Source organism: Butyrivibrio sp. X503, assembly GCF_003625475.1.
Lineage (GTDB): Bacteria > Bacillota > Clostridia > Lachnospirales > Lachnospiraceae > Butyrivibrio.
Genome location: NZ_RAIQ01000010.1, coordinates 71,322 through 94,942 on the forward strand (window position 1 = coordinate 71,322; position 23,621 = coordinate 94,942).

The following is a 23,621-nucleotide window of genomic DNA, read 5'->3' on the forward strand; positions in this document are numbered from 1 at the left end:
TTCCTCTCAATCTGTACACTTGCTAAGTGATGCGCCGCCACTGTAACTATCGGCAAACTTACTCTCTTCCCATGTCTCGTAATACTCAAGTGTTGAGCTGTCAGCCTCGGAAGTCTGGAATGTATACTGAACTCCCTTGCTGCTCTCAGCCTGAATCTTCACTCCGTTTGCTGTCTTCTCTGAAGACTTGATCTTATCTGAGTGATCAAGAACGAACTCTCCGTTCTTCTTGTGTCCGTATTTGATCTCTGTATCGGTAAACTGTACATAAAAATCAGGCTGCATATCATCGCCGTCCATATATCCGATGGAACCTGTTGACCATGTACCGTCAACTGTTACGCTGTCACCTGACTTGGCATCGGTTGTCTTTGAATCGGTTGTCTTTGTATCTGCCTGTGATGCACTGCTCTTACTGTCGGCAGCGTCTGAACTCTTTGCAGTATCTGCTGCTGTAGAAGCCTCTGATGAAGCCTCTGTTGAAGCCTCGGAAGCTGCCTCGGCAGATACATCAACATCTGCCTCATCCTCTTTTGTCTCAACTGAAATATCTGTGTTTGCAACTGCGCTGATCTCCTCAGAAGCTCCCTCTACAGGCTCAGTAACAGCCTCACCTGTACAAGCTGTGAGCATCATAGCTGCTGCAATTATAGGTAAAATAAGCTTTCTTTTCATAATCTTTCCTTCCTTTTATGTAAAATTAATGTAACAATTCAATAACATACTATCACAATTTTTTAAAAATGCCAACCCCTGCCATAAATTTTCATTCATGTATTGGCGCGTAGCGGTCTATGACGAATAATGGTACTCTCTTTTTTCGTTACCTACTTTGTAATAGAGCGTTTTCTTTTCCCTATCCAAGGACACGAAATCGCCCTCGTGAAGAGATGCATACCTGTTATCGTCTGCCGAAAAATCCACGTCGATATTCCTATGATCATAGCCAAACTCCACCGGTTCCATGGTATCTCCGAAATCCGACTCTCGATCAACAGCCGTGATCATAAAATAAGTAAGATCGTTCGGACTTTTATCCGGAAGACCCCATGTAGGATCTATAAAATATCCTGCTCCGTCTATAGTTACATATGACCAGGCGTGTTTTTTTTCGACAGGTCCTCCGATATATTGCACTGCGTCTACTCCGCACTGAAGAAGCAGATAATTATAGACGTTACTCAGATCGCCGCACATGCCTTTTTTGTCCTTAAAAGTCCTGTACGTGCCGTAAGTTCCTCTCGGAAGATTCGCCATTTTCTCAAAGGTGTTGTTGGCTGACTCCCTGTAATCATAAACGTAATTGTTTATCATATATTCATATAGGGCCACACACTTCTCAAAATCAGTGTAGTCTTTGCTGACATTCTCATTAAGTATATCCGTGACCATCTTCTCGAACTCTTTTTGCTTCCTTAAGAATTCATCTTTCGGAATGGCGTATTTGATATATCCGATGCCGTCAGCATAGCCATTCTCGCAATCGCTCTCCAAAGAGTATCTTGCCACAGGAAAAAACTCATCCAGCGGTCCACCGCTGAAGCACCAGTCGTAAACCTCCCTGCTCGGACACTCAAAAGTATCCTCGCCTGCCCTTAGGGCATCACATAGTTTAAAAAACGTCTCCCACTCCTCAGGTCCATAGGCTTCATAGAGCTTTTTAGGACAAACATGAGGATTAAAAGCAAACTTTTCGCCGGAATATACAGGCCTCCCTAACTCTGTACAAGCATCGATCTGCTTTATCGGCTTAAAGGAGCAAGACATCAGTAAAAGACATAATATGCCAGATGAGATAAGCAGCTTAAGTCTTCTCATACCTCAATCTCCTTATAATATAAAAACCGTCACTCGTAGTGAAACTCTTTTGTTTCTGTTCCTACTTTGTAATATAAAGTCTTAGTCTTTATGTCTAAAGACTGAAACTCACCCTCATGAAGAACCGCATATCTGTCATCTGTCGCCGTAAAATCAATTCCGGTATTCTTGTGATCGTAGTAAATAGTCAAAGGATGCATATCGGAAAATTCAGGCTCACGATCCGCCGAAGTCATCATAAAATACTGAAGATCGGTGCCCGACTGATCGGGAAGTCCCCAGGTAGGATCGATAAAATATCCCACTCCGTCAATAGTCACGTATGTCCATGCATGCCCCTCTCCGAAGACATTTCCCTCGTATTTCACCGCATCTACTCCGCACTGAAGAAGCAGATAGTTATACACTGAGCTCAGATCGTCACAGACACCTTTTTTATCCCTGAAGGTTCTGTAAGTACCGTATGTTCCCGCAGGAAGATCATTCATTTTACTAACATCGCAATACTGCAGCTCCTCATAATCATAAGCATAGTTATTTACCATGTATTCATAAAGAGCGATGCACTTCTCGAAATCAGTGTAATCCTTGTCGACATTTTCATTTACAATGTCCATGACTGTCTTCTCAAATTCTTTTTGCTTCTTTACAAATTCATCTTTCGGAATCTCATAGGTAATATGTCCCACGCCATCCGTATATCCGTCTGTAAAATTCATTTCAGTATTATGTCTGGCTACAGGCATATATTCATCCAGAGGCGCTCCGCTGAAACACCACTCATATATCTCCCTACTCGGACACTCAAAAGTATCTTCACCTGCCCTTAGGGCATCACACAGTTTAAAAAACGTCTCCCACTCCTCAGCTCCGTAGGCATCATAAAGCTTTTTAGGAGAAACATGAGGGTTAAAAGAAAAATCCTCATCCGAAACCACAGACTCCTCAGAAACAGTTGAAGAATCCGAAGATGCATCTGTTGATGCGTTCGAAGCACCGTCTGTTGATGCTCCTTCCCCGGAAATTTCTGTAGAAGCTTCTGTACTACCATCTTCCGTTGTCTGTTCATATGTTGCATTGCCGGTATTTTCAACAGGTCCCGAAGGCTTAGTACAAGCCGTCAGGATAATCCCGCAAAGTAATACTGCCAATAGATTTCTTTTTCTCATAATATATTTACTCCGTTTATGTCTCAGGCATCATAGTGGTACTCACATGTTTCACCGCCCAATTCATAATAAACAACCTTATTTTCAGTATCCATAGACAAGAACGTTCCGCCTCTAAGTACTTGGAATCTCTCATCAACGGCGCTATAACTCATACAGTTATTAAAATACTTATATCTAAATTTAAGAGGAAAAATCCTTTTCTTAATATTTGCCTTTCTTTCAGCGTCTGTCATCATAAAATATGTGAGATTGGCTGTATGGTTCTTGGTTGTTCCCCATGTAGGATCTATATGATATTCGTTACCGTTAATTCTTACGTAAGACCACCTATGACCATTCGCACCATATGTCATTGCATCAACTCCGCACTGAAGAAGCAGATAAGTATATACTCCGCTAAACTCAGCACAAACGCCGCTTCTAGTCATAATACCTTTGCGGATTCCGACATCCTCACTTTTATGATCCTCGGAAAATTCTGCTTTACCTGTTACTACATCATCCTCTTCCCAGTCGATTCCATAGTTTCGTGCTATGTAATCATAAAGTGCAAAACATTTTTCAACATCCGTATAGTCCTTGGTAACGCACTCTCTCAGAATATTTTCAACTTCCTGTTCAAATTCGCGCTCTTTTTCAACAACTTCATTCTTCGGAATCAGATAAACGATATAACCTATACCATCAGAAAAATATGAATTATTCAAATCTATATAAGGATAAGCTCCCGGAAAAAAAGCTCTCATCATGTCTAAACATAATCTAAATGTATCCTCATCGGCACACGCAAAACCATCGTCTCCGTCTCTAACGGCATCACACAGATCGTAAAATGAATTCCATGCATCATCACCGTATGAATCATGGATCAACGGAACATCTACATGTGGATTAAAAGAATAATAAATATCCGAAGAATTCTGCTCAATTGAATATTCCGTACCTTCCTCGAAAGCTCCGGTTACATTGGAAGATGTTTCGTTAGATTCAATTGTCACTGTTGATACTTCTGTCACAACATTATCCGTGTTTTCAATCTGCTGCTCAGTCGCTTTACCGGCGCATGCAGTCATCATCATTCCGCACAATACTAATGCAATAATTGCTTTAAATTTCATTTTCATTACCCCTTTCCTTTTCCCATTTCAATTTCAAAAAAATTTATAAGCGCATTGTATTTTTATTTCATTTTATATGTCGGGTATTGTAACAAAGTTTTTAAAAAAAAGCAAATTTTATATTATAAAAAGCCGGATCAAACGATCCGACTTTCAGTATTCATGCGAGTTTATCGTCAAAAAATATTAATTATCATGTCCAACCTTATGAGCATTTTCTTCGTCCCACTCGTCATAGATATCGATGGCAGGATTTTCTTTCAGCTCACGATAACAATCACTGTTGTAAAAAGCTTCAATAGCCAAGCTGTCACGGACGGGGCCGTTTTTTACTGTAGTGTAGAGACTAAGGTTCACGCGGTCAAAGTACTTAAGTCCGGTAGCAATATCTTTTTCAAGCTGCTGCATAGTCTGGCCTTCCATTCCGAACATGATGTTTATCCATGAGAAGTGGCGGGCAATCTGCTCGGGCGTCACCCCCGGAAGGCCTTTATGAAGGATGTCCTCTCTGATGTGTTCATCGAAGGTCTCAACGCCGCAGCGAAAGATTGTTTTGATCCCGCATTGTCCAAAGAAGTCTGTGAAAAAGGGATTTGCATCTCTGTAGATGTAATGTCCTTCGAGGATAACTGTGTCTATACCTTTCTCTTTGCAGGTTTCACGAATATAATTAAGCGTTGTAAACGGAAGCTCGGTATATGACGCAGAGCATGTGACTTCCAGTATATTCGAGCCTACTTCTCTTCCCTTTACCTGCGCCAGTACTTTTTTATTTACAGTATCGCAAGCTAGTACCGAAGAAGATTTATCATCCTGATAATCACAGAAAGCGCATTTCCCCCAGGAACATCCAAGGGATACAAGAAGGACGTTTTCTCTTTTCATGGAGCTTGTATTCTCGTCTACAAGCTGATAGCGTACAAGATCGTAGATCATGCGACTTTCTCCTTGGATTCGACAGCTTCATTATCATTTTCTTTTGACAATAAAATTCCACTGCTGCGGTTAAGAATACCTGCGAGGTATAAAAACGGTGTATCGCAGAGAGCGATCAGCATCTCGATAATTGAACCGGCCACAGCTATCTCAAGGCAATAAAGAAGCGGAAATGTTCCGATGAATGCAAGAACCGAAAAGCCGAAGTTCTCTGCGCAGTTGCAAAGAATGGTTGATATATTGTTTCTAAACCACATGTGCTTTCCGTTTGTCTTTTGCTTGATCTTCTGGTAAATGATAACGTCTACCCAGTTGGATAATATAAACATGACGCCGGATGCAGTTGTGATCCTTACGGACATGGCAAAAATACTCTTCATTCCGGAATCTACTGTATCGTAAGAATTTGGTATAAACGCCTGTGTAAAGAGCGCAAAGATTATGTAAGCGATAAGGGCAGCTGCTGCTATCTTAACAGCGTTTTTGCTGGCTTTTTCGCCGTATTTTTCATTGAGAATGTCCGTTGTAAGGTAGGTCGAAGCGAACATGACATTACCGAGCGCAGTTGATATTCCGGCGATGTCAACTTGCTTGGAAACCTGGATATTGGCAAAAACAACGGCAAGCGCCATCCATGTGTAGAGACCGAATTTGCCGAATAGTTTGTCCATTAAAAGTACGCCGTAAAAGCACACTATCAGTTCTAAAATTCCCAAAGATATATTCATTTCTTTATAACCTTTCTTATATGTATATGGTTGCAGGGGAAGTTAGATTCGGAGCGGATTCTCGTCGCTCGCAGCGTGGATTAGGCGTATGCCCGGCGCTTCGCGCACGGATTCTCCGAGAATAAAGCGGCATTTCGCTCGCGAAATATTTCCTATGATATAAAAAGGCTCTGCGCACAGTTACGCAGAGCTATCAGAATGTATGGTAATACACTGTTCCTAACTAGCCCTGGTTTTGTTTATCGACAGGATGGTGCAAACGAACTGTCGGGGTTACGTAATGTAACAGCCTTGGGTAGTTTACTATGGTGTGAGGATAGTGTCAAGAGGATTTTTCGGATGATTTTTTTGCAAAAGAGGTTTTGCAAGAGAGTTTTCGATGAGATTTGCAAAGCGAATCGTCGTCCGTGCACGCCAATCGCGCTTCTCTTCGATTTGACATGTCATTTTTGCCCGTATTATCAGCATTTCATTCAATATTTGGAGGAAAACGGCAGTGACTGAGCACGCATATCAAGCATTTCTGTTGAAACGCATGCTTTTTTGGAAAAATCGAGCACGCATATCCGCAAGAAAAGCCGTTTGGCATGTCGAAAAACGGTATTGTGATAAGTTTTGGGGAGTAGGCCATGCCTAGGGTGCCGAATGATTCTCAGTAAATGTGTTATACAAGAAAGTGCACTGACGGAGGTAAAGATATGGAGAAATTCTTGGATACATTTATGAATAAGATGATTACCTTTTCTATAGCTCATACAATAGAAACCGCCACCACTGTTCTGCAAGTAAGCTTGTTCACTGTGGTGGCGGTTTCTATTGTCGTCCGTTGTCGTAAAGCTCGCACACTCAAAAAATCAAGCGCGCCTACGGCGCACTATAATAACAAAGAACCCCATCATACCAAGCGAGCTTGGTGATGGGGTTCTTCATTATTAAACCACTACGTGGTGCTTGATTTTTTGAGTGATGAGTTTTACTCGTTATCGCTCACATCATCATGTTAGGATTTCCTGCGGGCATTGCGGGAGCAGGCTCTTTGATTGTTGCAACTGCAGCTTCAGTTGTAAGGAAGCTTGATGCAACGCTGGTAGCGTTCTGGATTGCGCTTCTTGTAACCTTGGCGGGATCGATGATTCCGTCCTTAACCATGTCTACATACTTCTCTGAGTATGCGTTGAAACCTACGCCTACCTTGCTCTCTTTTACCTTGTTAACGATAACTGATCCGTCGAGACCTGCATTGTTGGCGATGTGGAAAAGCGGAGCCTCAAGTGCCTTAAGAACTACGTTAGCACCTGTCTTCTCATCTCCCTCAAGCTCAGAAGCAAGCTTCTCAACTTCCTTAGAAGCGTGGATGTAAGCTGAACCACCACCGAAGATGATTCCTTCTTCTACTGCTGCTCTTGTTGCGTTAAGAGCATCTTCCATTCTGTACTTAGCTTCTTTCATCTCTGTCTCTGTAGCTGCACCGACTCTGATAACCGCTACGCCGCCTGCGAGTTTAGCAAGACGCTCCTGAAGCTTCTCTTTATCGAAATCAGATGTTGTATCTTCGATCTGCTTTTTGATCTGTGCGATTCTAGCCTGAATCTCTTTCTTAACTCCGAGACCGTCAACGATTGTTGTCTTCTCTTTTTCTACCTTGATGCTCTTAGCTCTTCCAAGGTCATCCATTGTTGTATCCTTAAGCTCAAGGCCAAGGTCTGAAGAAATAACCTTACCGCCTGTAAGGATTGCGATATCCTCAAGCATAGCTTTTCTTCTGTCGCCGTAGCCGGGAGCCTTAACTGCTACTACATTGAATGTTCCGCGAAGCTTGTTAACGATAAGAGTTGTAAGTGCCTCACCGTCAACGTCCTCAGCGATGATAAGGAGCTTAGATCCTGTCTTAACGATCTGCTCAAGAAGAGGAAGGATATCCTGGATGTTGGAGATCTTCTTATCTGTAATAAGAACAAAAGGATCCTCGAGGTTAGCTTCCATCTTGTCCATATCTGTTGCCATGTAAGCTGAGATATATCCTCTGTCGAACTGCATTCCTTCAACGAGGTCAAGCTCAGTCTGCATTGTCTTGGACTCTTCGATTGTGATAACGCCGTCGTTTGAAACCTTCTCCATAGCGTCAGCGATCATCTGTCCAACTTCGTCGTCTCCTGAAGAAACAGCGGCAACTCTCATGATCTGATCTTTGCCCTTAACCTTTGTAGCCATCTTGCTGATAGCTGCAACTGCGCAATCAGTAGCCTTCTTCATACCTTTTCTGAGCACGATGGGGTTAGCGCCTGCTGCGAGGTTCTTAACGCCTTCGTTGATCATTGCCTGTGCAAGAACTGTAGCTGTTGTTGTTCCGTCACCTGCTACGTCGTTTGTCTTTGTAGCAACTTCTTTTACAAGCTGAGCGCCCATGTTCTCATAAGCATCCTCAAGCTCGATCTCTTTTGCAATAGTTACACCGTCGTTGGTGATCGTGGGTGCACCATAGGACTTGTCGAGAACTACGTTTCTTCCCTTAGGTCCGATTGTTACTCTTACTGTATCTGCAAGCTTATTAACGCCTTCTACCATAGCTGTGCGGGCGTCAGCACCGTACTTGATTGTCTTAGCCATTATTGTTTTCCTCCATATATTAATAAAAATAATTCTCTGTACAAGTACAGAATTATTTGACCTTTCATCCCTTTATTATCGCCAGGATGTCGTTCTGCTTAACGATGATGTATGTTACGTCGTCGAGCTTAACCTCTGTTCCGGCGTATTTAGAATAGATGACGTTGTCACCCTTCTTAACCTGCATCTTAACTTCCTTGCCGTCTACAACTCCGCCGGGTCCAACAGCGATAACCTCAGCCTGCTGGGGCTTCTCCTTCTCTGCTCCGGGAAGAACGATTCCGGACTTGGTTGTTTCCTCTGCTTCAAGTGCCTTGAGCACAACTCTGTCTGCAAGTGGTTGTAACTTCATTATGGTGCCTCCTTTATATAATAGGTTCTATTATCTTTTTAATTGTTAGCACTCTTTTATCTCGAGTGCTAACTCCTAAGAACATATATTAGTTATTTAGGTCTGTATGTGCAAACGCGGATATACTACGTTTTCTCGTTATATCTTTTTATTACTCTTAATTACTCTTTATTTCTTCCATTTTCTGTTATTTATCTCAAAAAGCTGCTAAAATGCTATAAATTACGCGCGTTTGAGTTTATAGTTTTATTCCCTGCGATAAGATTTATTTTAGATTTATTTTATTATAAAGAAATTGCAATTAAACGATTTACGGAGCATAATACAATTACTTAAAATACATATCAAAACACGGAGGTTTTGAAGTTTGCATGACGCAAGCGGATTGGCAAGGAGGTAATGCCTATGAGTGCTAACATTTTCAGTAGCTTATCAGGTTCATATAATTATGTTAATGATATGAGCAATCTTGTATCCGACTACTCCAGCATCAAGAACGGATCTTACGGATCTTTGATGAAATCGTATGTTAAAAAAGTCGGCAATCAGAATGCGCTCGATGCGTATCGCAAGACGGGTTCGACAGCTTCTGTAGAAGCTCAGGAAAAAGAGACTGTTAAGACTCCCAAAACCGTTAAAACGGTTTCCGAGATGACAAAAGAAGCAGCTGCTACAACCACAAAGAAGACTGACAGCACCGTTAACACAGCCGATAAGTACGAGAAGCTTAAATCAAACTGGCTTGACAATCAGCTCAAGCAGTACGATAAGGATGCGACAAAGACAACTGCAGCGGATACATCGGTATCACTGGATACTACAGTATAAATCAATACGGGTTCGCTAAACAAAATCTACTGATCAGATCAAAATCTCTCATATAACAAACGGCAGGATCATCTCCCTGTCGTTTGTTTTTTTGTGTAGGCCGGTAGCGAGAGGGGCCACTTTTTTCGGCATTTTATTTGCTTTTTCCCCTCGATTCCTTTATAATCAGAAAATATATGGTGCATTTTTTACATAAGGGGAACACAAGTGCAGCCATACTTTTGGTAACAATACACAATTTTACGCAAAAAGGAAAGGAAGTGAATATGAACTTAAAGAAGACGAACGCTCTGCGCTTGTTCATGTCTACCGTTGTAACCACGACAACAATGGTAATGTGTGCAGCGCCCGTACATGCCGAAAACCTCGGCTCTACGATCAGCCTTGAGGAATCAGGTGCTGAGCTTGAAAATGTCGAAAGAGGTGAATGCCCGTATACATGGGTCACCGTCAGCGATGGGGCCACTCAGGTCCTCTACCCCTCCGGAGGAATGTACAGCATCATGTACGATCTTCGGTATTTTTCAAACGGTAATGATTTTTCTCACCAAGATTATCAGACCGCAAACGGATGCGGCGGCTACAAATCTCTATCAGAGCATCCCGATTTTCTTAATTCATTAAAGGAAACTCTTCAGAATGCCAGAAACAGCGGCACATCTATTGTTCTTAGATTTTCTTACGCAAGTGATAACACAGCAGGAAACGAACCTTCCAAGACAGGTGAAAACGGCGCTGAGCCCGATATCGACCTTATCCTAAAGCACATCTCTGAATTAGCACCGGTAATAAATGAATATAAAGACACTGTGCTTGCAGTTGAATGCGGAATGTACGGTCCTTGGGGCGAGATGCATACTTCAATGTACGATGAGCCTCAGTACTACAGTCAGCTTTCAAAGGCATGGCTTTCAAATCTTGATTCAAACATCAAGGTTCTCGTAAGATCACCCAAGCACCTCATGGCTCATTACGGCTTTGGTGACAAAGGTGACGAATTTGCAGCAGCTATCGATAACGGCAGCCTGAGACTTGATCCAAGACTTGGTATGTACAACGACGGTTATCTCGGTACTTCAACCGATGTCGGAACCTTCGGAGCAGAAAACAGCGGCTCTTACATCACTCGTGAGACAGCAGCGGATCTTCTTCAGAGAATGGACACTGTTCCTTACGGCGGTGAGATGGCTTATCTTACCCTATCCGATCTACAGAGCAACGGCTCTATCATCTACGACGAGCCCGCGCTCATGGGTGAGCTCTACATGACCCATTTATCATATCTTCACAATATAAACGAAAGCGGACACACTATCGCCGGCGAGCTCGATAAGCTCACTGTTTCCGAAGACTTCATTCTTCCCGGCGCTGACAAGAAAGACTTCGCACCTTACATCGACAAGTCTTACAGAGAATTTATCCGCGATCACATGGGATATCGTCTCCTGGTAAAAGAATCTGATATGTCCGAAACCCTTGATTCAGACGGAACCTTTACTATGACAGGTGCCATCAAGAACACCGGCTTTGGTAATTTCCTTACAGATAAAAAAGCTGAAGTAATCCTTAAAAACGGCGATGACACCTTCGTTTCAAGCATTGATAACTTTAATGCAAAAGAACTAAAGTCACTCGCAACCATGAATTATGACTGGAGCTTTGAAGTACCTTCGGAACTCTCCGCCGGTAACTGGGACGTTTATTTAAGGATCAAGAACGCCACCGACACAGGCGAAACATCAAAAACAGGCATCGCCTTTGCAAACAAGGACTGCTTCGATGAGGATCTTTGCGCCAACAAGATCGGAACGATCAGTATCTCATCTGACGACATAAAAGAAACTCCGGATCAGCCCGGCACTGATGCTTCAACTGATGAGCCCGGAGCTGCTACATCGACGGACGAGCCCGGCACCGACGCTTCTACCGACGAGCCCGGCACCGACGCTTCTACCGACGAACCAGGCACCGATGCTTCTAACGATGATCAGGGCAAAACCGACAAGGACAAAAAAGATTCTTGTGACGGTAAGGACAAGAAAGACAAAAAAGACGACAAACACGATCATCACAAGAAAAACGACAAAAAGAACAATTACGGAAAGAAGAATTCCAAGACCTATAAATTCAAAAGATTCAAATATAAAAAGCATTAAGTAATCATCATAATATCAAAAGAAAGGAGTGGCTAGCCACTCCTTTTCTACTCTTCTGCCTCGCGCGGAATATCTTTTCCGTGGAGGTCCACGTAGTTTTCTTTAAGGGCGATTGCCCAGTATTTCTCAGGGATATCGGGCCAATGAACGACGCCTCTTTCCTGCTCGCAAAGACGCATTGCACGAAGTAGGATCGTCTCATTGATGTCGACACCGGTGCGGATCGTGTGCATTGCTGAGGCAGCCCAGGCGGGTGCCATCGTGATAAGCTCCGATGCCTTGAATTCTCTGATAATCTCTTTTCTGTTGTAATCAAGCTGAATCTGCTCTTCTTCCCAATTCTTGCCCGTTCCGTGAAGAATGCAGAACTGCGTCTTTCCTTCGTGATACCACGGAATCCCGATAGATCCCGGATTCACAGCCTTTTTTCCTCTGTAGACATATGTATCCTGCACATGATTGTGGCCGTGCAGCAAAAGATTAGTCTTAAGATGCGCGATTATCCTCTTGGTATTTCTCTTTTCCCTAAACATAAGCTCGGCAGTGTTCTCGGGTGATCCGTGGCAGATCTCAAAAGGCGGATATCCCTTGATCTCGCATAGCATATAATTCGGCAGAGAATCAAAAAACTCAAGATCCTTTTCCGTCAGGTTCTCATATGTATAGAGGAGCGAGCCGCTCGCGGAGCCTTTTTTCCAATTGCCCTTTCCTTCCTTCCAATAGTCCAGAAGGTACTCCTCGCGATTTCCTCTGATGATATAAGTATTAAAATACTGCTTCAGCACATAAATAAGCTCCATCGTCTTCTGCGGATTGGGGCAGTCCGTCACGTAGTCGCCAAGAAGAGCAAAGTTCGTGATACCTTTGCCCATCGCATAATCAATGCACGCCTGGAGAGCCGTGTGATTGGCATGTATGTCGCTGAAAACCGCAATGTCCGTCATATCAGGTTAAAACTCCGTTCCTCAAACTGTCTTGTAAAGAGCTCATAGTAGTAGCCTTTTTGATTCATCAGCTCACTATGCTTACCTCTCTCAATTATTTTACCATCTTGTACGACCAAAATGATATCCGCATCAACAATTGTTGATAATCTATGCGCGATGACAAAAGAAGTCCTGCCTTTTGTAACGATTCCGATGGCGTCCTGTATTTTTTTCTCAGTAACGACATCGATGGATGAAGTCGCTTCGTCGAGAATCAAAATCCTCGGATCGGCGAGTATCGCCCTTGCAAAAGAAAGAAGCTGCTTCTCTCCCGTCGATAGCATATCTCCGTCTTCTCCGACATCCGCATCAAGCCCCTTGTCCATCTTTCGAACGACATCCGAAGCCGACACAAGGTCAAGCGCTTTCCATATCTCTTCATCCGTCGCATCCGGCTTACCGTATCTTAAATTATCCCTTACGGAACCCGAGAAAAGATGCGGTGTCTGAAGGACGTATCCGATGTTACTGTGAAGCCAGAGCTGCGACCTAGCCGCTGCGTCTTTTCCGTCGATAAGGACATAACCCTTTGTCGGTTTAAAAAATCTGCAGACAAGATTTACGAGCGTCGACTTTCCGGCGCCTGTCTCACCGACTATAGCAACGTTGGTTCCCTGAGGAACCTTAAGATTAAAGTGCTCAAGAACGTACTCATCTCCGTCCGGATAATGGAAGGAAACGTCCTTAAACTCGATGTCTCCGATAAGCTCCTCCCAGTTCTCTTTCTTGGGATTGAAAGTATCGCCGTATTTTTCGATAACTTCGGGAGTATCGAATACATCGGACTTTTCCTCGATCAGCTTAAAAAATCTCTCGACGTTAACCTGCACCGTGATAAGCTCGGAAAGCGTCACGATAACGTTCTGCACAGGCTCCATGAGCGCAAGCGCATATGATAAAAAGACTGAGAGCGTGCCGATTCCAAGGACCTCTTTCATCGTCATGATTCCGCCCTTATACAAAACAAGTGCAAGCGCTAACGATGAAAGCATGGTAACGGATGCGGTAAAAAATGCCGAATAATGCGCGGCGTTTACCGATGTCCTAAACATCTTCTTTGTATCTTTTTCAAAATCCGCCTGTATCTTATCCTCAACAACAAGCGTCTTTATCGCCTTGGCGCCTGTTATTCCTTCGTTGAAGTTACCCGTTATGGTCGAATTGATCTCACGGACCTTTCTGTTTATCGCGATCAGTCTTTTCTGAAAGTAAGTCGCGAGAACGACCGTAACCGGCACAATCGCCATAACAATAAGCGCAAGCCTTACGTTTTGAATTAGCATCATGATCAAAACGCAGACGATAAAAGAGCCGTTCCAGACAATGTCCATCATTCTCCACGACACCATGAGACCAATCTTTCCGGTATCACTCATGACACGCGCATGAATGTAACCCACGTTGTTCTGATTAAAGTAGGCAAAAGAAAGCTCTTGAAGATGATTAAACGCAGCGTTTCTTAAGTCTCTGTCCATGCCCATCTCGACCTGTCCGCAGATGTATGTGCAGACAAAGTTATCAACTACCAAAACAATCAAAAGAGCAACGTATAAAATTGTAAAGATCGGTAATCCCTTAAGTGTTCCCTTTCCGACAAAATTGTCGATCGCATACTTGTTGAAGATTGGAATAAACGAATCAAGGAGTGAACTCAAAACTCCCAGACTTACCATAAACACTATCTTCCAAAGGTATGGCTTTATGTAAGGATACAGCTTAGGGATTCCGAAAAATTTAAGATTCGTACCTGTTGTACTGTTTTCCTTTTTCATATTCCCTGCTTCTGAATATCATATATTCTCTTGTAAATTCCGTTATTTGCAACAAGCTCATCGTGCGAGCCGATCTCGGCAACCTTGCCCTTATCAAGAACAAGAATGGTATCCGCATGCATGAGCGTAGTGATCCTGTGTGATATGAGAATGACCGTTGTTCCGACAGTCGTCTCGGAAAGTGCCTTTCTGATCCTTGCATCCGTCCTTGTATCAACTGCGGAAAGCGAATCGTCAAAGATCATAATAGGTGGTTTACCCATAAGCATCTGCGCGATCGCGGTCCTCTGTTTCTGACCGCCCGAGAGCGTCACTCCCCTCTCTCCGACGTACGTTTCATAGCCTTTGTTAAAGTTACGTATCGCTTCATCAAGATCCGCAATCTTGGCGGCATCACGAACTTCCTTGAAACTCGCGTCACTCTGTGTTATCGCTATGTTTTCGGATAACGTACCTGAAAAAAGAAAAGGCTCCTGAAGCACAAGGCCGATGTTGCGCCGTAGGTAGCTGCGCTTGATATCCTTGATGTCGACATCGCCTATCGTGATCCTGCCGGAATTCTCTGCCGTTTCGACATCTCCTGTGCTTTCCGGAAGATCGTATAGCTTGTCCATCAGATACATAAGCGTCGATTTACCCGAGCCCGTTCCGCCCAGAACTCCGAAGGTCGTGCCCGCTTTTATCCTAAAGCTGACATTGCTAAGAACATCCTCCGTTCCGTTTCCGTATTTGTACGATACGTTATCAAATACAATATCCCTGCTCATCGGAGGCTCTACCGCATTCTCACTGTCTTTTTCCTCTTCGGAATTCATGATGTAACGAAGCCTGTCAATCGAAACTCCCGCCTTACTCATCTCGGAGATGATCCTTCCGAGCGCTCTTACGGGCCATGTGAGCATCGCGTTAAGTGAAACAAAAGCTATGTATTCACCGACCGTGATGCTGTTTTGAACGCACAGCACGGCACCTATGATAGTCACGAGCATAACCTGAAGACCCGAAATAAGGTCATTAGATGCCCAGAACGCAGACAACGTGCGGATCAGGTCGATCCAGAGATTTGTATAGTGATAGTTCTGCGTTTCAAATCTCTCTTTTTCATAGGCTTCTCTTCCGAATGCACGAACGACGCGCACTCCCGTGAGGTTCTCCTGAGCTGTTGCGGAAAGCCTTCCCTCCTCACTGTCAGCCTTTTCAAAGCCCTTACTGATCCTTCTGTGAAAAAGACAAGAATACAGCACAATGATCGGAATAAAAACCGCCGAGAATATCGTAAGGTAGCCGCTTATTCCGAGCATAAAATACATTGCGACAGCAATCCTTACAGTGATCCTAAAAAGATTGATCATCTGCTCGGATACGAAATTCTTGATGGTATCGACATCGGAAGTGCATCGCTGGATAATATCTCCCGTGTGATTCTCCGAATGCCATGCAAAAGGAAGGCGTATGATGTGCTCGAAAAGAGTATCTCGCATTCGCCTTGTAAATTTCTCCGCCGCTATTGAATTAAAAAGCTTGAATAAATATCTAAAGAGAGCCGTTGCTATCGCACATCCTGCGACAACAAGCGCCATAAGATAAAGATGTACTCTCAGATAGTCCCTTCCTCCAAGCATATTTATCACGTGATCGATATAACTCGGGACGCTGCTGTCCGCAGCGTCCACGAGAAGAAAATCAACCGTATACTGCACGAATTTCGGACTTACGAGTTCAAAAAATGTCACAAGTACCGAGCATATCATGCTTATTACAAAAAAGATCACGCTTCCCTTGAGGAAGTATAGGACCATTTGTGATTTTGTTTTATATTTATTGTTCATGTATAAACCTATGGTCAGTATCGGCCATGGCTGTTATAAGCCCGTAAAGAGCCGGGTTACTTCAAAGACTCTTTTATTGAGCTTGCAAGACCTGCGATTCCCTGAATGTTGGAGGGAACGATAATCTTGGTTGCCTGTCCGTCAGAAGCTTTCTCAAAGGCTTCAAGGCTCTTAAGTGTAAGAACGGACTCATCCGCACCTGCCTCTTTGAGCATCTTGATACCTTCCGCATTAGCCTGCTGCACGCTCTTGATAGCCGCTGCCTGACCTTCTGCCTCTCGTATTTTCTTTTCCTTCTCAGCTTCAGCTCTAAGAATTGTTGCCTGCTTATCAGCCTCAGCCTGGAGGATCTTACTCTGTTTCTCACCCTCTGCAACGGTGATCTGTGACTGCTTCTCACCTTCCGCGAAGAGGATCTTTTCTCTCTTTTCACGCTCAGCCTTCATCTGCTTCTCCATCGCGTCACGAATCTGCTCCGGAGGATTGATGTTCTTAAGCTCGACTCTTGTGATCTTGATTCCCCAAGGATCGGTAGCGATATCAAGCGCATCCTGCATCTGTGCGTTGATCTGATCTCTTGATGTAAGTGTCTCATCGAGTGTAAGTGAACCGATAACGTTACGAAGTGTGGTCGCTGTGAGGTTCTCGATGGCTCCGATAGGATTTCTTACTCCGTAAGCGTAAGCCTTGGGATCTGAAATTCTAAAGAAGACGATGGAATCAATCTGCATTGTTACGTTATCCTGTGTGATAACGGGCTGAGGCGGGAAGTCGCAGTACTGCTCCTTGAGGTCCACCTGTCTTGCCACTCTGTCTATAAAAGGAACTTTGAAGTGAAGACCTACATCCCAAGTCTCCTTATAAGCTCCGAGTCTCTCAATTACAAATGAATGTGCCTGAGGCACGATCCTGATGTTGGCTGCAAGTATGATAATAGCCAGAACGACTACTATTCCAATAAAATAAGTAAATGATGTCATGGTTTTTCCTCCCTTGTATATAAGTAATTATTTTTTACATAAAATCTCTTTTTACGATAAGCTTGTTGCCCTCGACCTTTACGACTGTAACTTCGGTCCCCTCAGGGATTGTGATATTACTGTCCTCGGATCTGGCAAGCCATATAGAACCTTCATATTCGACTTTACCGGTCTCTTCGAGATTGTCGATCTTGGTCTTTACGATCAGTTTCTTCCCTATTACCGAATCGATATTGGTTTTCTCTATGTTATTGTTTAGGTACTTGGCCGCCAGCGGTCTTACCGCCGCAATACTCACTATCGACACAATTGCAAAAACAGCAATCTGCACCGGAATACTCGCTCCAAATGCCGCAAAAAACATCGCAACAAAACATCCCGCCGCGAACCATATAGTCACAAGTCCAACGGTAGCAAGCTCAATAACAGCTAAGATTACAGTGAGTATCAGCCAGAAAGCAGCCGGTGTAGACATTATATTCATAAGATGCCCCCTTCCCCTGTATATTACTCGTATTATACAGTTTTTTTCACAAAAAATCTATTTTTATTATGTTTTCATGTTTTTTTATGTTTTTTTATCACTTTAATGTTTGATTATTAGTGAATTTAAGACTATCATATATATATAGTGTTGCATTATGCGTAGTCTGTTTTTCGGAGGATAAAAAATTGTCGATACCGATTACATACGATAATTTCAAAACTTATGTTTCTTTATGCAACGCCCCGTGCGCGATATTATCGGTTGAGCGTAGGGGGGAAGGAGTTTGCGGAGACATAAAAGTTGTTGCCGCCAATGATTCTTTCAGCATGACCAACGAGGATGTTGAAGGAAAGCTTTACACGGACTATTTTCCAAAAGATCCTAAATTTGAAGACATTTGCTATAAGGCGGCATTTGAAGGAGAATCTTATCACGCTTATCTCGACACCAGAAAGATTTACGGATTCTGGACCGAGAACTCCACTATTCCGATCGTTCATGAAGAAGGATCGAATATCGGCTATTGCCAACTGACATATTTTCTGACAAAAGAGATGGATACGGGCAAATATTCTATTATTGCACCCGATATTGCGACATTTGTCATCGAAACCTGTTTAAAACTACGAGGAGACGATGATTTCTATACCAAGATGGACACGGTAACCAAAGATATCCGTGAATTCACGGACAGCTATGCCGCAAGTATAATGACCATCTCAAGAGATCTATATAAATTCGATGTCATTTCCGAAAACGTGCAAAATAACGAGGTTTGCCTTAGAGATATCTTTTCCGATGTTCCTTATGAAATTGTAGAATCATGGGAAGAACTGGTGGCTGATACCAACTGCATTGTTATAAGAAACGAAGATGATATGCAGTACTATGAATCCAAGGCTCCCGAATGGGTCAGGACCCTTCGAGATAACGATGTCAGGACCCTTTGCCTCGTTCCGTTCATACATCAGAACACCATAATCGGATATCTTTATATCACGAACTTTGATGTGACGAATTTAACCAAGATAAAGAATACGATCGAACTACTCTCCGTCTTCCTTTCGTCGGAGACCGCTCACCACATCTTTATAGAAAGGCTCAGGAGCCTCAGCCTTATCGATGCAAGAACCGGTGTTTATAACAGAAATGCCATGAACAACAAGGTCGATGAGCTCGCGGCTCAGCTTAGCATCAAGCCGATTCCTTTCAGCGTTGCTTTTTGCTATCTCAACACTCTTAAAACAGTTAACAAGGACGGCGGACACGAGGCAGGAAATAAGCTCCTTAAGGAAGCAGCTCAGCTTCTGAAGGACACCTTTAAAAATGACTATATTTACAGGTCATCCGGTGATGAATTTGCCATTATCTCCACTAGCTCGACAGAAAAAGAGTTTGAAGAAAAGGTAAAGAGACTTAAAGAAAAAGCCAAAGATCCCGCGTGGATCTATTTCACGGTCGGATATTACACAGACAACACAGACGGAGCACTTCATTCGGCAATGCGCTACGCAAACAAATACGAGCGCGAGTTCAACGAAGAGTTTTATTATAACTATCCCGATATGGTTAAATAAGAGTTTTCAAAAGGACGGTATGCAAAATGAGTAATGATCTTTATGTGAGATTAAAAGCTGCAGTCAATGCCATAACGCCTTCAGCTGCAATCTTTGAGGTTGAAGTTGACGGTGAGGGCAAATTTAAAGAGATGCGTTATTTTGCCATAAACAAATCATTTATCATGGACTGCATGGCTATGTTCTTCCAAAACGAAGAAGATAATCAAAAAGACATGGCTCAGAAAGTAAAAGAGCTTGAAAAAAAAATGGAAGGCGCCGAATATACAATAAATGTTCCTAAGGAGCCGAAATTTGAAGATTTCTGCTACAGAGCCGCATGGAAAAAGCAGCCTATTCATACCTATGTCGATACAACAATGATGTACGGCTACTGGACTGAGGATTACATGATTCCGATAGAAGTTTCCGATGAAGAAAGAAAGCCGAATGTAGCATATTGTCAGTTTATGTACACTCTCAACAAGGAGATGGACACCAATAAATATTCAAACGTATCTCCCGATATAGCTTCTTTCGTTATAAGAACTTGTCTTGAGCTTAGAAATGAGAAGGACTTCTACTCCAGCATGGACACTGTAACAAGTTACATTCGTGAATATACAGCCTCAAACGCAGCCAGTGTTTTAAGTTACCAAGCCGATCTTGAAAAATACGAAGTAATAAGCGGTGCGGTGGACGATCCGAACGTAAGCTTAAAAGAGATATTCAAACAGGTTCCCTTCTCTGTCATAGCAAGCTGGGAACGGTTATTCAAAACATCAAATTGCATCATTATAAAGGACGAAAATGATCTGGCACATTATGAATCCCTTGCCCCGGAATGGATTGCCACATTAAAGCCTTATGGAATTTTCAGCTTATGCCTGGTTCCGTTTATCCATCAAGGTTCGATAATAGGCTTCCTCTATATCACCAACTTTGATGTAACAAGCGTAACTCGCGTAAAAGAAACAATTGAGATGGTCTCCTTCTTCTTATCCGCAGAAGTTGCCAATCATCTCTTCCTTGAAAGACTCGAATACTTAAGTAATGTAGATATCCTTACAGGCGTAAAGAACAGAAACTGCATGAACGTAGACGTTGACGAGCTTGCTCTTAAGATGGAATTCGATCCAAGACCGTTTACCGTTGCATTCTGTGATCTTAACGGCCTCAAGACAATAAATGACAATCAGGGACATGACGCCGGTGATAAGCTTATTGTAGCAGCCGCAAATATCCTAAAGGAAGTATTCCCTGATGACAATATCTACAGAGCGGGCGGTGATGAGTTCTCGATCATCTCCACTCACGGAAGCGAAGAAGACTTTAAAAAGAAAGTTGACAGGCTACGCGAACTTGCAAGCGATCCCGAATGGCTATGCTTCGCCATAGGCTATTATCACGACGAGACCGAAGGAAAACTAAGGCTCGCCATGAGATATGCCGATGAGCGGATGTACAAAGATAAAAATGAATTCTATAAGGCGCATCCTGAAAAGAGACGATAAAAAAAGCCCCGGAGGAAAATCCTCCGGGGATTTTATTATCAGTAGAAGTTCGACTCTCGCACTTCGTGCTCGATCGAACGACCTTGCTTACTAGGTTCGAAAGAACCTCACCAAGTAATCAAGGTCAGAATTTACCAGCCTTTGCAGCTTCTTCGATTGAAACGGCTGTAGAAACAGTCATACCAACCATCGGGTTGTTACCAGCGCCGATAAGACCCATCATCTCAACGTGAGCGGGAACTGATGAAGATCCTGCGAACTGAGCATCTGAGTGCATACGACCCATAGTATCTGTCATACCGTAAGAAGCGGGACCTGCAGCCATGTTATCGGGGTGAAGTGTACGTCCTGTACCACCGCCTGAAGCAACTGAGAAGTACTTCTTGCCTGCCTCTGTACGCTCCTTCTTGTATGTTCCTGCAACGGGATGCTGGAATCTTGTAGGATTGGTTGAGTTACCTGTGATAGATACGTCAACGTTCTCCTTCCACATGATAGCAACACCTTCCTGTACGTCGTTAGCGCCGTAGCAGTTAACCTTTGCACGAGGTGAATCAGCATCCTTAGAATAGCACTTTCTGAATACTTCCTTTACCTCGCCTGTGTAATAATCGTACTGAGTCTCAACATATGTGAAACCGTTGATACGAGAAATGATCTGAGCTGCGTCTTTTCCAAGACCGTTAAGAATAACTCTAAGGGGTTTCTGACGAACCTTGTTAGCCTTCTCAGCGATACCGATAGCACCCTCAGCAGCAGCGAATGACTCGTGACCTGCAAGGAATGCGAAGCACTCTGTATCCTCTTCAAGAAGCATCTTACCAAGGTTACCGTGTCCAAGACCAACCTTACGACGGTCTGCAACAGATCCGGGGATGCAGAAAGCCTGAAGACCGATACCGATTGCAGCAGCAGCCTCAGAAGCCTTGCGGCAGCCCTTCTTGATAGCGATAGCGGCACCTACTGTGTAAGCCCACTTAGCGTTCTCGAAACAGATAGGCTGAATACCTTCGATGAGCTTGTAAACATCGATGCCTGCAGCCATTGTAATATCTTTACACTCTTCTACTGAAGAAATCCCATACTCCTTAAGGCAAGCCAGGATCTGGGGCTCTCTTCTTTCATATGATTCAAATAAAGCCATTTTATATTCCTCCTTACCTTCAATTACTCTTTTCTGGGATCAATGAATCTGGCAGCGTCAGCAACACGTCCGTACTGACCCTTAGCCTTCTCTATAGCTGTGTTAGCGTCATCACCGGCCTTGATGAAATCCATCATCTTGCCGAAGTTAACATACTTGTATCCGATGATCTCGTCGTTCTCATCAAGAGCAACCTCTGTGATGTAACCATCAGTAAGCTCAAGATAACGAGGTCCCTTATCAAGTGTTCCGTAAGTTGTACCAACCATTGAACGAGCACCCTTACCAAGATCCTCAAGACCTGCACCGATAACAAGTCCGCCCTCTGAGAATGCAGACTGTGTTCTTCCGTATACGATCTGAAGGAAGAGCTCTCTCATAGCTGTGTTGATAGCGTCACAAACAAGGTCTGTGTTGAGAGCCTCAAGAACTGTAAGTCCGGGAAGAATCTCAGATGCCATAGCTGCTGAATGTGTCATTCCTGAGCAACCGATTGTCTCTACAAGTGCCTCCTGAATGATACCTTCCTTAACGTTAAGTGAAAGCTTGCAGCAACCCTGCTGAGGTGCACACCAGCCGATACCGTGTGTATAGCCGGAAATATCCTTAACCTCTTTGGACTGAACCCACTTAGCCTCTTCGGGAATAGGGGCAGCGCCATGATGTACCCCTTGTGTTACGGGACACATATTCTTTACCTCTGTTGAGTAAATCATGTGAAAATCTCCTTTCATATTGTAAAGTAATTATTCATTACTTACTACCTGATTTGTTTAGACTGACCATAGATGTGCCTGCCAAGCACGGTCATAGATGGCAAACGTATATTTCTCAAAAAAGAGTTGCCAAACACATTCGCCAAAACCTATTTTTACATAAAACTGCGCATATTTCAATGGTAATGTTATTATTTTAACATGATACAGGCGTCATAAGTCCAAAATGCGTACATGCTTGCATATTTAGTCTTCCGTTTTCTCTACAATGTGATCCTTATCTTTAAAGATATGATGCGCAGGAATACAGCCTCTTACGCAAGAAAGAGGATATACATTGGACCATCTTCCGATCACCGTTCCGGGGTTAAGAACACTGTTGCATCCAACCTCAACGTTGTCTCCGAGCATAGCTCCCATTTTCTTGAGCCCCGTCTCTACCTTGTCGTTCTCTCCGTTCTTAACAACAACAAGCTTTTTGTCGCTCTTAACGTTGGATGTGATTGAGCCTGCGCCCATGTGTGACTTAAAGCCGAGGATCGAATCTCCGACATAGTTGTAATGAGGAACCTGAACCTTATTAAAGAGGATTACGTTCTTAAGCTCTGTTGAGTTTCCTACAACCGCGCCCTTTCCAACGATCGCACTTCCTCTGATAAACGCACACTGTCTTACTTCCGCGTCCTCATCGATGATGCAAGGTCCGCCGATATAAGCGGAGTCAAAAACCTTCGCGCTCTTTGCAACCCAGACATTCTCGCCGCGCTTTTCAAACTTATCTGCGGGAAGCTTGTTTCCGAGCTCTATGATATAATCCTTGATCCCTGCAAGAAGCTCCCACGGATACTCCTTGGTCTTCATGAAATCCGCAGCGATAGTCTCGTTCAGATCATACATATTTGAAATCTTAAATTCTTCCATT

At 43.4% G+C, this 23,621-nt stretch carries 20 protein-coding genes; 4 read left to right on the forward strand and 16 right to left on the reverse strand.

Going from position 1 to position 23,621, the window contains the following annotated elements:
• Window positions 1–6 precede the first annotated feature (6 nt).
• The 8 genes from D6853_RS14330 to D6853_RS14375 all read right to left on the reverse strand — a co-directional run bounded on the left by D6853_RS14330 (window position 7) and on the right by D6853_RS14375 (window position 8,731).
• Window positions 7–675 (reverse strand): hypothetical protein, encoded by a 669-nt coding sequence (locus D6853_RS14330; protein WP_120658690.1) that lies wholly within the window; start codon window positions 673–675, stop codon window positions 7–9.
• A 117-nt stretch (window positions 676–792) separates the two neighbouring features.
• Window positions 793–1,818 (reverse strand): transglutaminase domain-containing protein, encoded by a 1,026-nt coding sequence (locus tag D6853_RS14335; protein ID WP_120658691.1) that lies wholly within the window; start codon window positions 1,816–1,818, stop codon window positions 793–795.
• A 29-nt stretch (window positions 1,819–1,847) separates the two neighbouring features.
• On the reverse strand, window positions 1,848–2,987 hold the full coding sequence (locus D6853_RS14340; protein WP_120658692.1) for a transglutaminase domain-containing protein: 1,140 nt from the start codon (window positions 2,985–2,987) through the stop codon (window positions 1,848–1,850).
• Between the two features lie 23 nt (window positions 2,988–3,010).
• Window positions 3,011–4,108 (reverse strand): hypothetical protein, encoded by a 1,098-nt coding sequence (locus D6853_RS14345; protein ID WP_147367779.1) that lies wholly within the window; start codon window positions 4,106–4,108, stop codon window positions 3,011–3,013.
• A 186-nt stretch (window positions 4,109–4,294) separates the two neighbouring features.
• The gene (locus D6853_RS14350) at window positions 4,295–5,044 is read right to left on the reverse strand and encodes a radical SAM protein (protein ID WP_120658694.1); all 750 of its coding nucleotides are present in this window, start codon (window positions 5,042–5,044) and stop codon (window positions 4,295–4,297) included.
• A complete protein-coding gene (locus D6853_RS14355; RefSeq protein ID WP_158588774.1) occupies window positions 5,041–5,715 on the reverse strand; it encodes a queuosine precursor transporter in 675 nt (224 codons plus the stop codon). Before D6853_RS14355 ends, D6853_RS14350 begins: the two co-directional genes overlap by 4 nt.
• Before the next feature lie 1,044 nt (window positions 5,716–6,759).
• Window positions 6,760–8,379, reverse strand: coding sequence for a chaperonin GroEL (groL, locus tag D6853_RS14370; RefSeq protein ID WP_120658698.1), 1,620 nt, complete (start codon window positions 8,377–8,379; stop codon window positions 6,760–6,762).
• Window positions 8,380–8,443: 64 nt separating this feature from the next.
• Window positions 8,444–8,731: a co-chaperone GroES gene (locus D6853_RS14375; RefSeq protein ID WP_092247695.1), complete on the reverse strand. Its 288-nt coding sequence runs from the start codon at window positions 8,729–8,731 to the stop codon at window positions 8,444–8,446.
• Window positions 8,732–9,136: 405 nt separating this feature from the next.
• Here D6853_RS14375 and D6853_RS14380 point away from each other — a divergent pair, with 405 nt between their 5' ends.
• Together D6853_RS14380 and D6853_RS14385 are read left to right on the forward strand one after the other, a co-directional pair.
• The gene (locus D6853_RS14380; RefSeq protein ID WP_120658699.1) at window positions 9,137–9,559 is read left to right on the forward strand and encodes a hypothetical protein; all 423 of its coding nucleotides are present in this window, start codon (window positions 9,137–9,139) and stop codon (window positions 9,557–9,559) included.
• A gap of 266 nt (window positions 9,560–9,825) precedes the next feature.
• Window positions 9,826–11,715 (forward strand): DUF4832 domain-containing protein, encoded by a 1,890-nt coding sequence (locus D6853_RS14385; RefSeq protein WP_158588775.1) that lies wholly within the window; start codon window positions 9,826–9,828, stop codon window positions 11,713–11,715.
• A 47-nt stretch (window positions 11,716–11,762) separates the two neighbouring features.
• On the opposite strand, the gene D6853_RS14390 is transcribed toward D6853_RS14385, so the two are convergent.
• The 5 genes from D6853_RS14390 to D6853_RS14410 are packed head-to-tail and all read right to left on the reverse strand — an operon-like array spanning window position 11,763 to window position 17,766.
• Complete coding sequence (locus tag D6853_RS14390; protein WP_120658701.1) at window positions 11,763–12,659, reverse strand: metallophosphoesterase family protein; 897 nt, start codon at window positions 12,657–12,659, stop codon at window positions 11,763–11,765.
• Window positions 12,656–14,473, reverse strand: coding sequence for an ABC transporter ATP-binding protein (locus D6853_RS14395; RefSeq protein ID WP_120658702.1), 1,818 nt, complete (start codon window positions 14,471–14,473; stop codon window positions 12,656–12,658). Before D6853_RS14395 ends, D6853_RS14390 begins: the two co-directional genes overlap by 4 nt.
• On the reverse strand, window positions 14,470–16,302 hold the full coding sequence (locus D6853_RS14400; RefSeq protein WP_120658703.1) for an ABC transporter ATP-binding protein: 1,833 nt from the start codon (window positions 16,300–16,302) through the stop codon (window positions 14,470–14,472). The genes D6853_RS14395 and D6853_RS14400 overlap by 4 nt, the downstream gene beginning before the upstream one ends.
• 56 nt (window positions 16,303–16,358) lie before the next feature.
• The gene (locus D6853_RS14405) at window positions 16,359–17,282 is read right to left on the reverse strand and encodes an SPFH domain-containing protein (RefSeq protein ID WP_120658704.1); all 924 of its coding nucleotides are present in this window, start codon (window positions 17,280–17,282) and stop codon (window positions 16,359–16,361) included.
• Window positions 17,283–17,316: 34 nt separating this feature from the next.
• On the reverse strand, window positions 17,317–17,766 hold the full coding sequence (locus D6853_RS14410) for an NfeD family protein (protein WP_120658705.1): 450 nt from the start codon (window positions 17,764–17,766) through the stop codon (window positions 17,317–17,319).
• A gap of 188 nt (window positions 17,767–17,954) precedes the next feature.
• Here D6853_RS14410 and D6853_RS14415 point away from each other — a divergent pair, with 188 nt between their 5' ends.
• Both D6853_RS14415 and D6853_RS14420 read left to right on the forward strand, forming a co-directional pair.
• On the forward strand, window positions 17,955–19,346 hold the full coding sequence (locus tag D6853_RS14415; protein ID WP_120658706.1) for a GGDEF domain-containing protein: 1,392 nt from the start codon (window positions 17,955–17,957) through the stop codon (window positions 19,344–19,346).
• Window positions 19,347–19,372: 26 nt separating this feature from the next.
• Window positions 19,373–20,839, forward strand: coding sequence for a GGDEF domain-containing protein (locus D6853_RS14420; RefSeq protein ID WP_120658707.1), 1,467 nt, complete (start codon window positions 19,373–19,375; stop codon window positions 20,837–20,839).
• Between the two features lie 124 nt (window positions 20,840–20,963).
• Here the strand turns inward: D6853_RS14420 and D6853_RS14425 are convergent, their stop codons facing one another.
• The 3 genes from D6853_RS14425 to D6853_RS14435 all read right to left on the reverse strand — a co-directional run bounded on the left by D6853_RS14425 (window position 20,964) and on the right by D6853_RS14435 (window position 23,620).
• Window positions 20,964–21,983: a GGGtGRT protein gene (locus tag D6853_RS14425; protein ID WP_120658708.1), complete on the reverse strand. Its 1,020-nt coding sequence runs from the start codon at window positions 21,981–21,983 to the stop codon at window positions 20,964–20,966.
• A gap of 23 nt (window positions 21,984–22,006) precedes the next feature.
• Window positions 22,007–22,699, reverse strand: coding sequence for an iron-sulfur cluster assembly scaffold protein (locus D6853_RS14430; protein WP_092250179.1), 693 nt, complete (start codon window positions 22,697–22,699; stop codon window positions 22,007–22,009).
• A gap of 246 nt (window positions 22,700–22,945) precedes the next feature.
• Entirely contained in the window at window positions 22,946–23,620 is a 675-nt protein-coding gene (locus tag D6853_RS14435) for a UDP-N-acetylglucosamine pyrophosphorylase (RefSeq protein WP_120658709.1), read from the reverse strand.
• Between the last annotated feature and the right edge of the window lies 1 nt (window position 23,621).

Coding starts and splice junctions, on each gene's coding strand:
- D6853_RS14330 (WP_120658690.1), bottom strand. CDS start 675: ATGAAAAGAAAGCTTATTTTACCTATAATTGCAGCAGCTATGATGCTC.
- D6853_RS14335 (WP_120658691.1), bottom strand. CDS start 1,818: ATGAGAAGACTTAAGCTGCTTATCTCATCTGGCATATTATGTCTTTTA.
- D6853_RS14340 (WP_120658692.1), bottom strand. CDS start 2,987: ATGAGAAAAAGAAATCTATTGGCAGTATTACTTTGCGGGATTATCCTG.
- D6853_RS14345 (WP_147367779.1), bottom strand. CDS start 4,108: ATGAAATTTAAAGCAATTATTGCATTAGTATTGTGCGGAATGATGATG.
- D6853_RS14350 (WP_120658694.1), bottom strand. CDS start 5,044: ATGATCTACGATCTTGTACGCTATCAGCTTGTAGACGAGAATACAAGC.
- D6853_RS14355 (WP_158588774.1), bottom strand. CDS start 5,715: ATGGACAAACTATTCGGCAAATTCGGTCTCTACACATGGATGGCGCTT.
- groL (WP_120658698.1), bottom strand. CDS start 8,379: ATGGCTAAGACAATCAAGTACGGTGCTGACGCCCGCACAGCTATGGTA.
- D6853_RS14375 (WP_092247695.1), bottom strand. CDS start 8,731: ATGAAGTTACAACCACTTGCAGACAGAGTTGTGCTCAAGGCACTTGAA.
- D6853_RS14380 (WP_120658699.1), top strand. CDS start 9,137: ATGAGTGCTAACATTTTCAGTAGCTTATCAGGTTCATATAATTATGTT.
- D6853_RS14385 (WP_158588775.1), top strand. CDS start 9,826: ATGAACTTAAAGAAGACGAACGCTCTGCGCTTGTTCATGTCTACCGTT.
- D6853_RS14390 (WP_120658701.1), bottom strand. CDS start 12,659: ATGACGGACATTGCGGTTTTCAGCGACATACATGCCAATCACACGGCT.
- D6853_RS14395 (WP_120658702.1), bottom strand. CDS start 14,473: ATGAAAAAGGAAAACAGTACAACAGGTACGAATCTTAAATTTTTCGGA.
- D6853_RS14400 (WP_120658703.1), bottom strand. CDS start 16,302: ATGAACAATAAATATAAAACAAAATCACAAATGGTCCTATACTTCCTC.
- D6853_RS14405 (WP_120658704.1), bottom strand. CDS start 17,282: ATGACATCATTTACTTATTTTATTGGAATAGTAGTCGTTCTGGCTATT.
- D6853_RS14410 (WP_120658705.1), bottom strand. CDS start 17,766: ATGAATATAATGTCTACACCGGCTGCTTTCTGGCTGATACTCACTGTA.
- D6853_RS14420 (WP_120658707.1), top strand. CDS start 19,373: ATGAGTAATGATCTTTATGTGAGATTAAAAGCTGCAGTCAATGCCATA.
- D6853_RS14425 (WP_120658708.1), bottom strand. CDS start 21,983: ATGGCTTTATTTGAATCATATGAAAGAAGAGAGCCCCAGATCCTGGCT.
- D6853_RS14430 (WP_092250179.1), bottom strand. CDS start 22,699: ATGATTTACTCAACAGAGGTAAAGAATATGTGTCCCGTAACACAAGGG.
- D6853_RS14435 (WP_120658709.1), bottom strand. CDS start 23,620: ATGGAAGAATTTAAGATTTCAAATATGTATGATCTGAACGAGACTATC.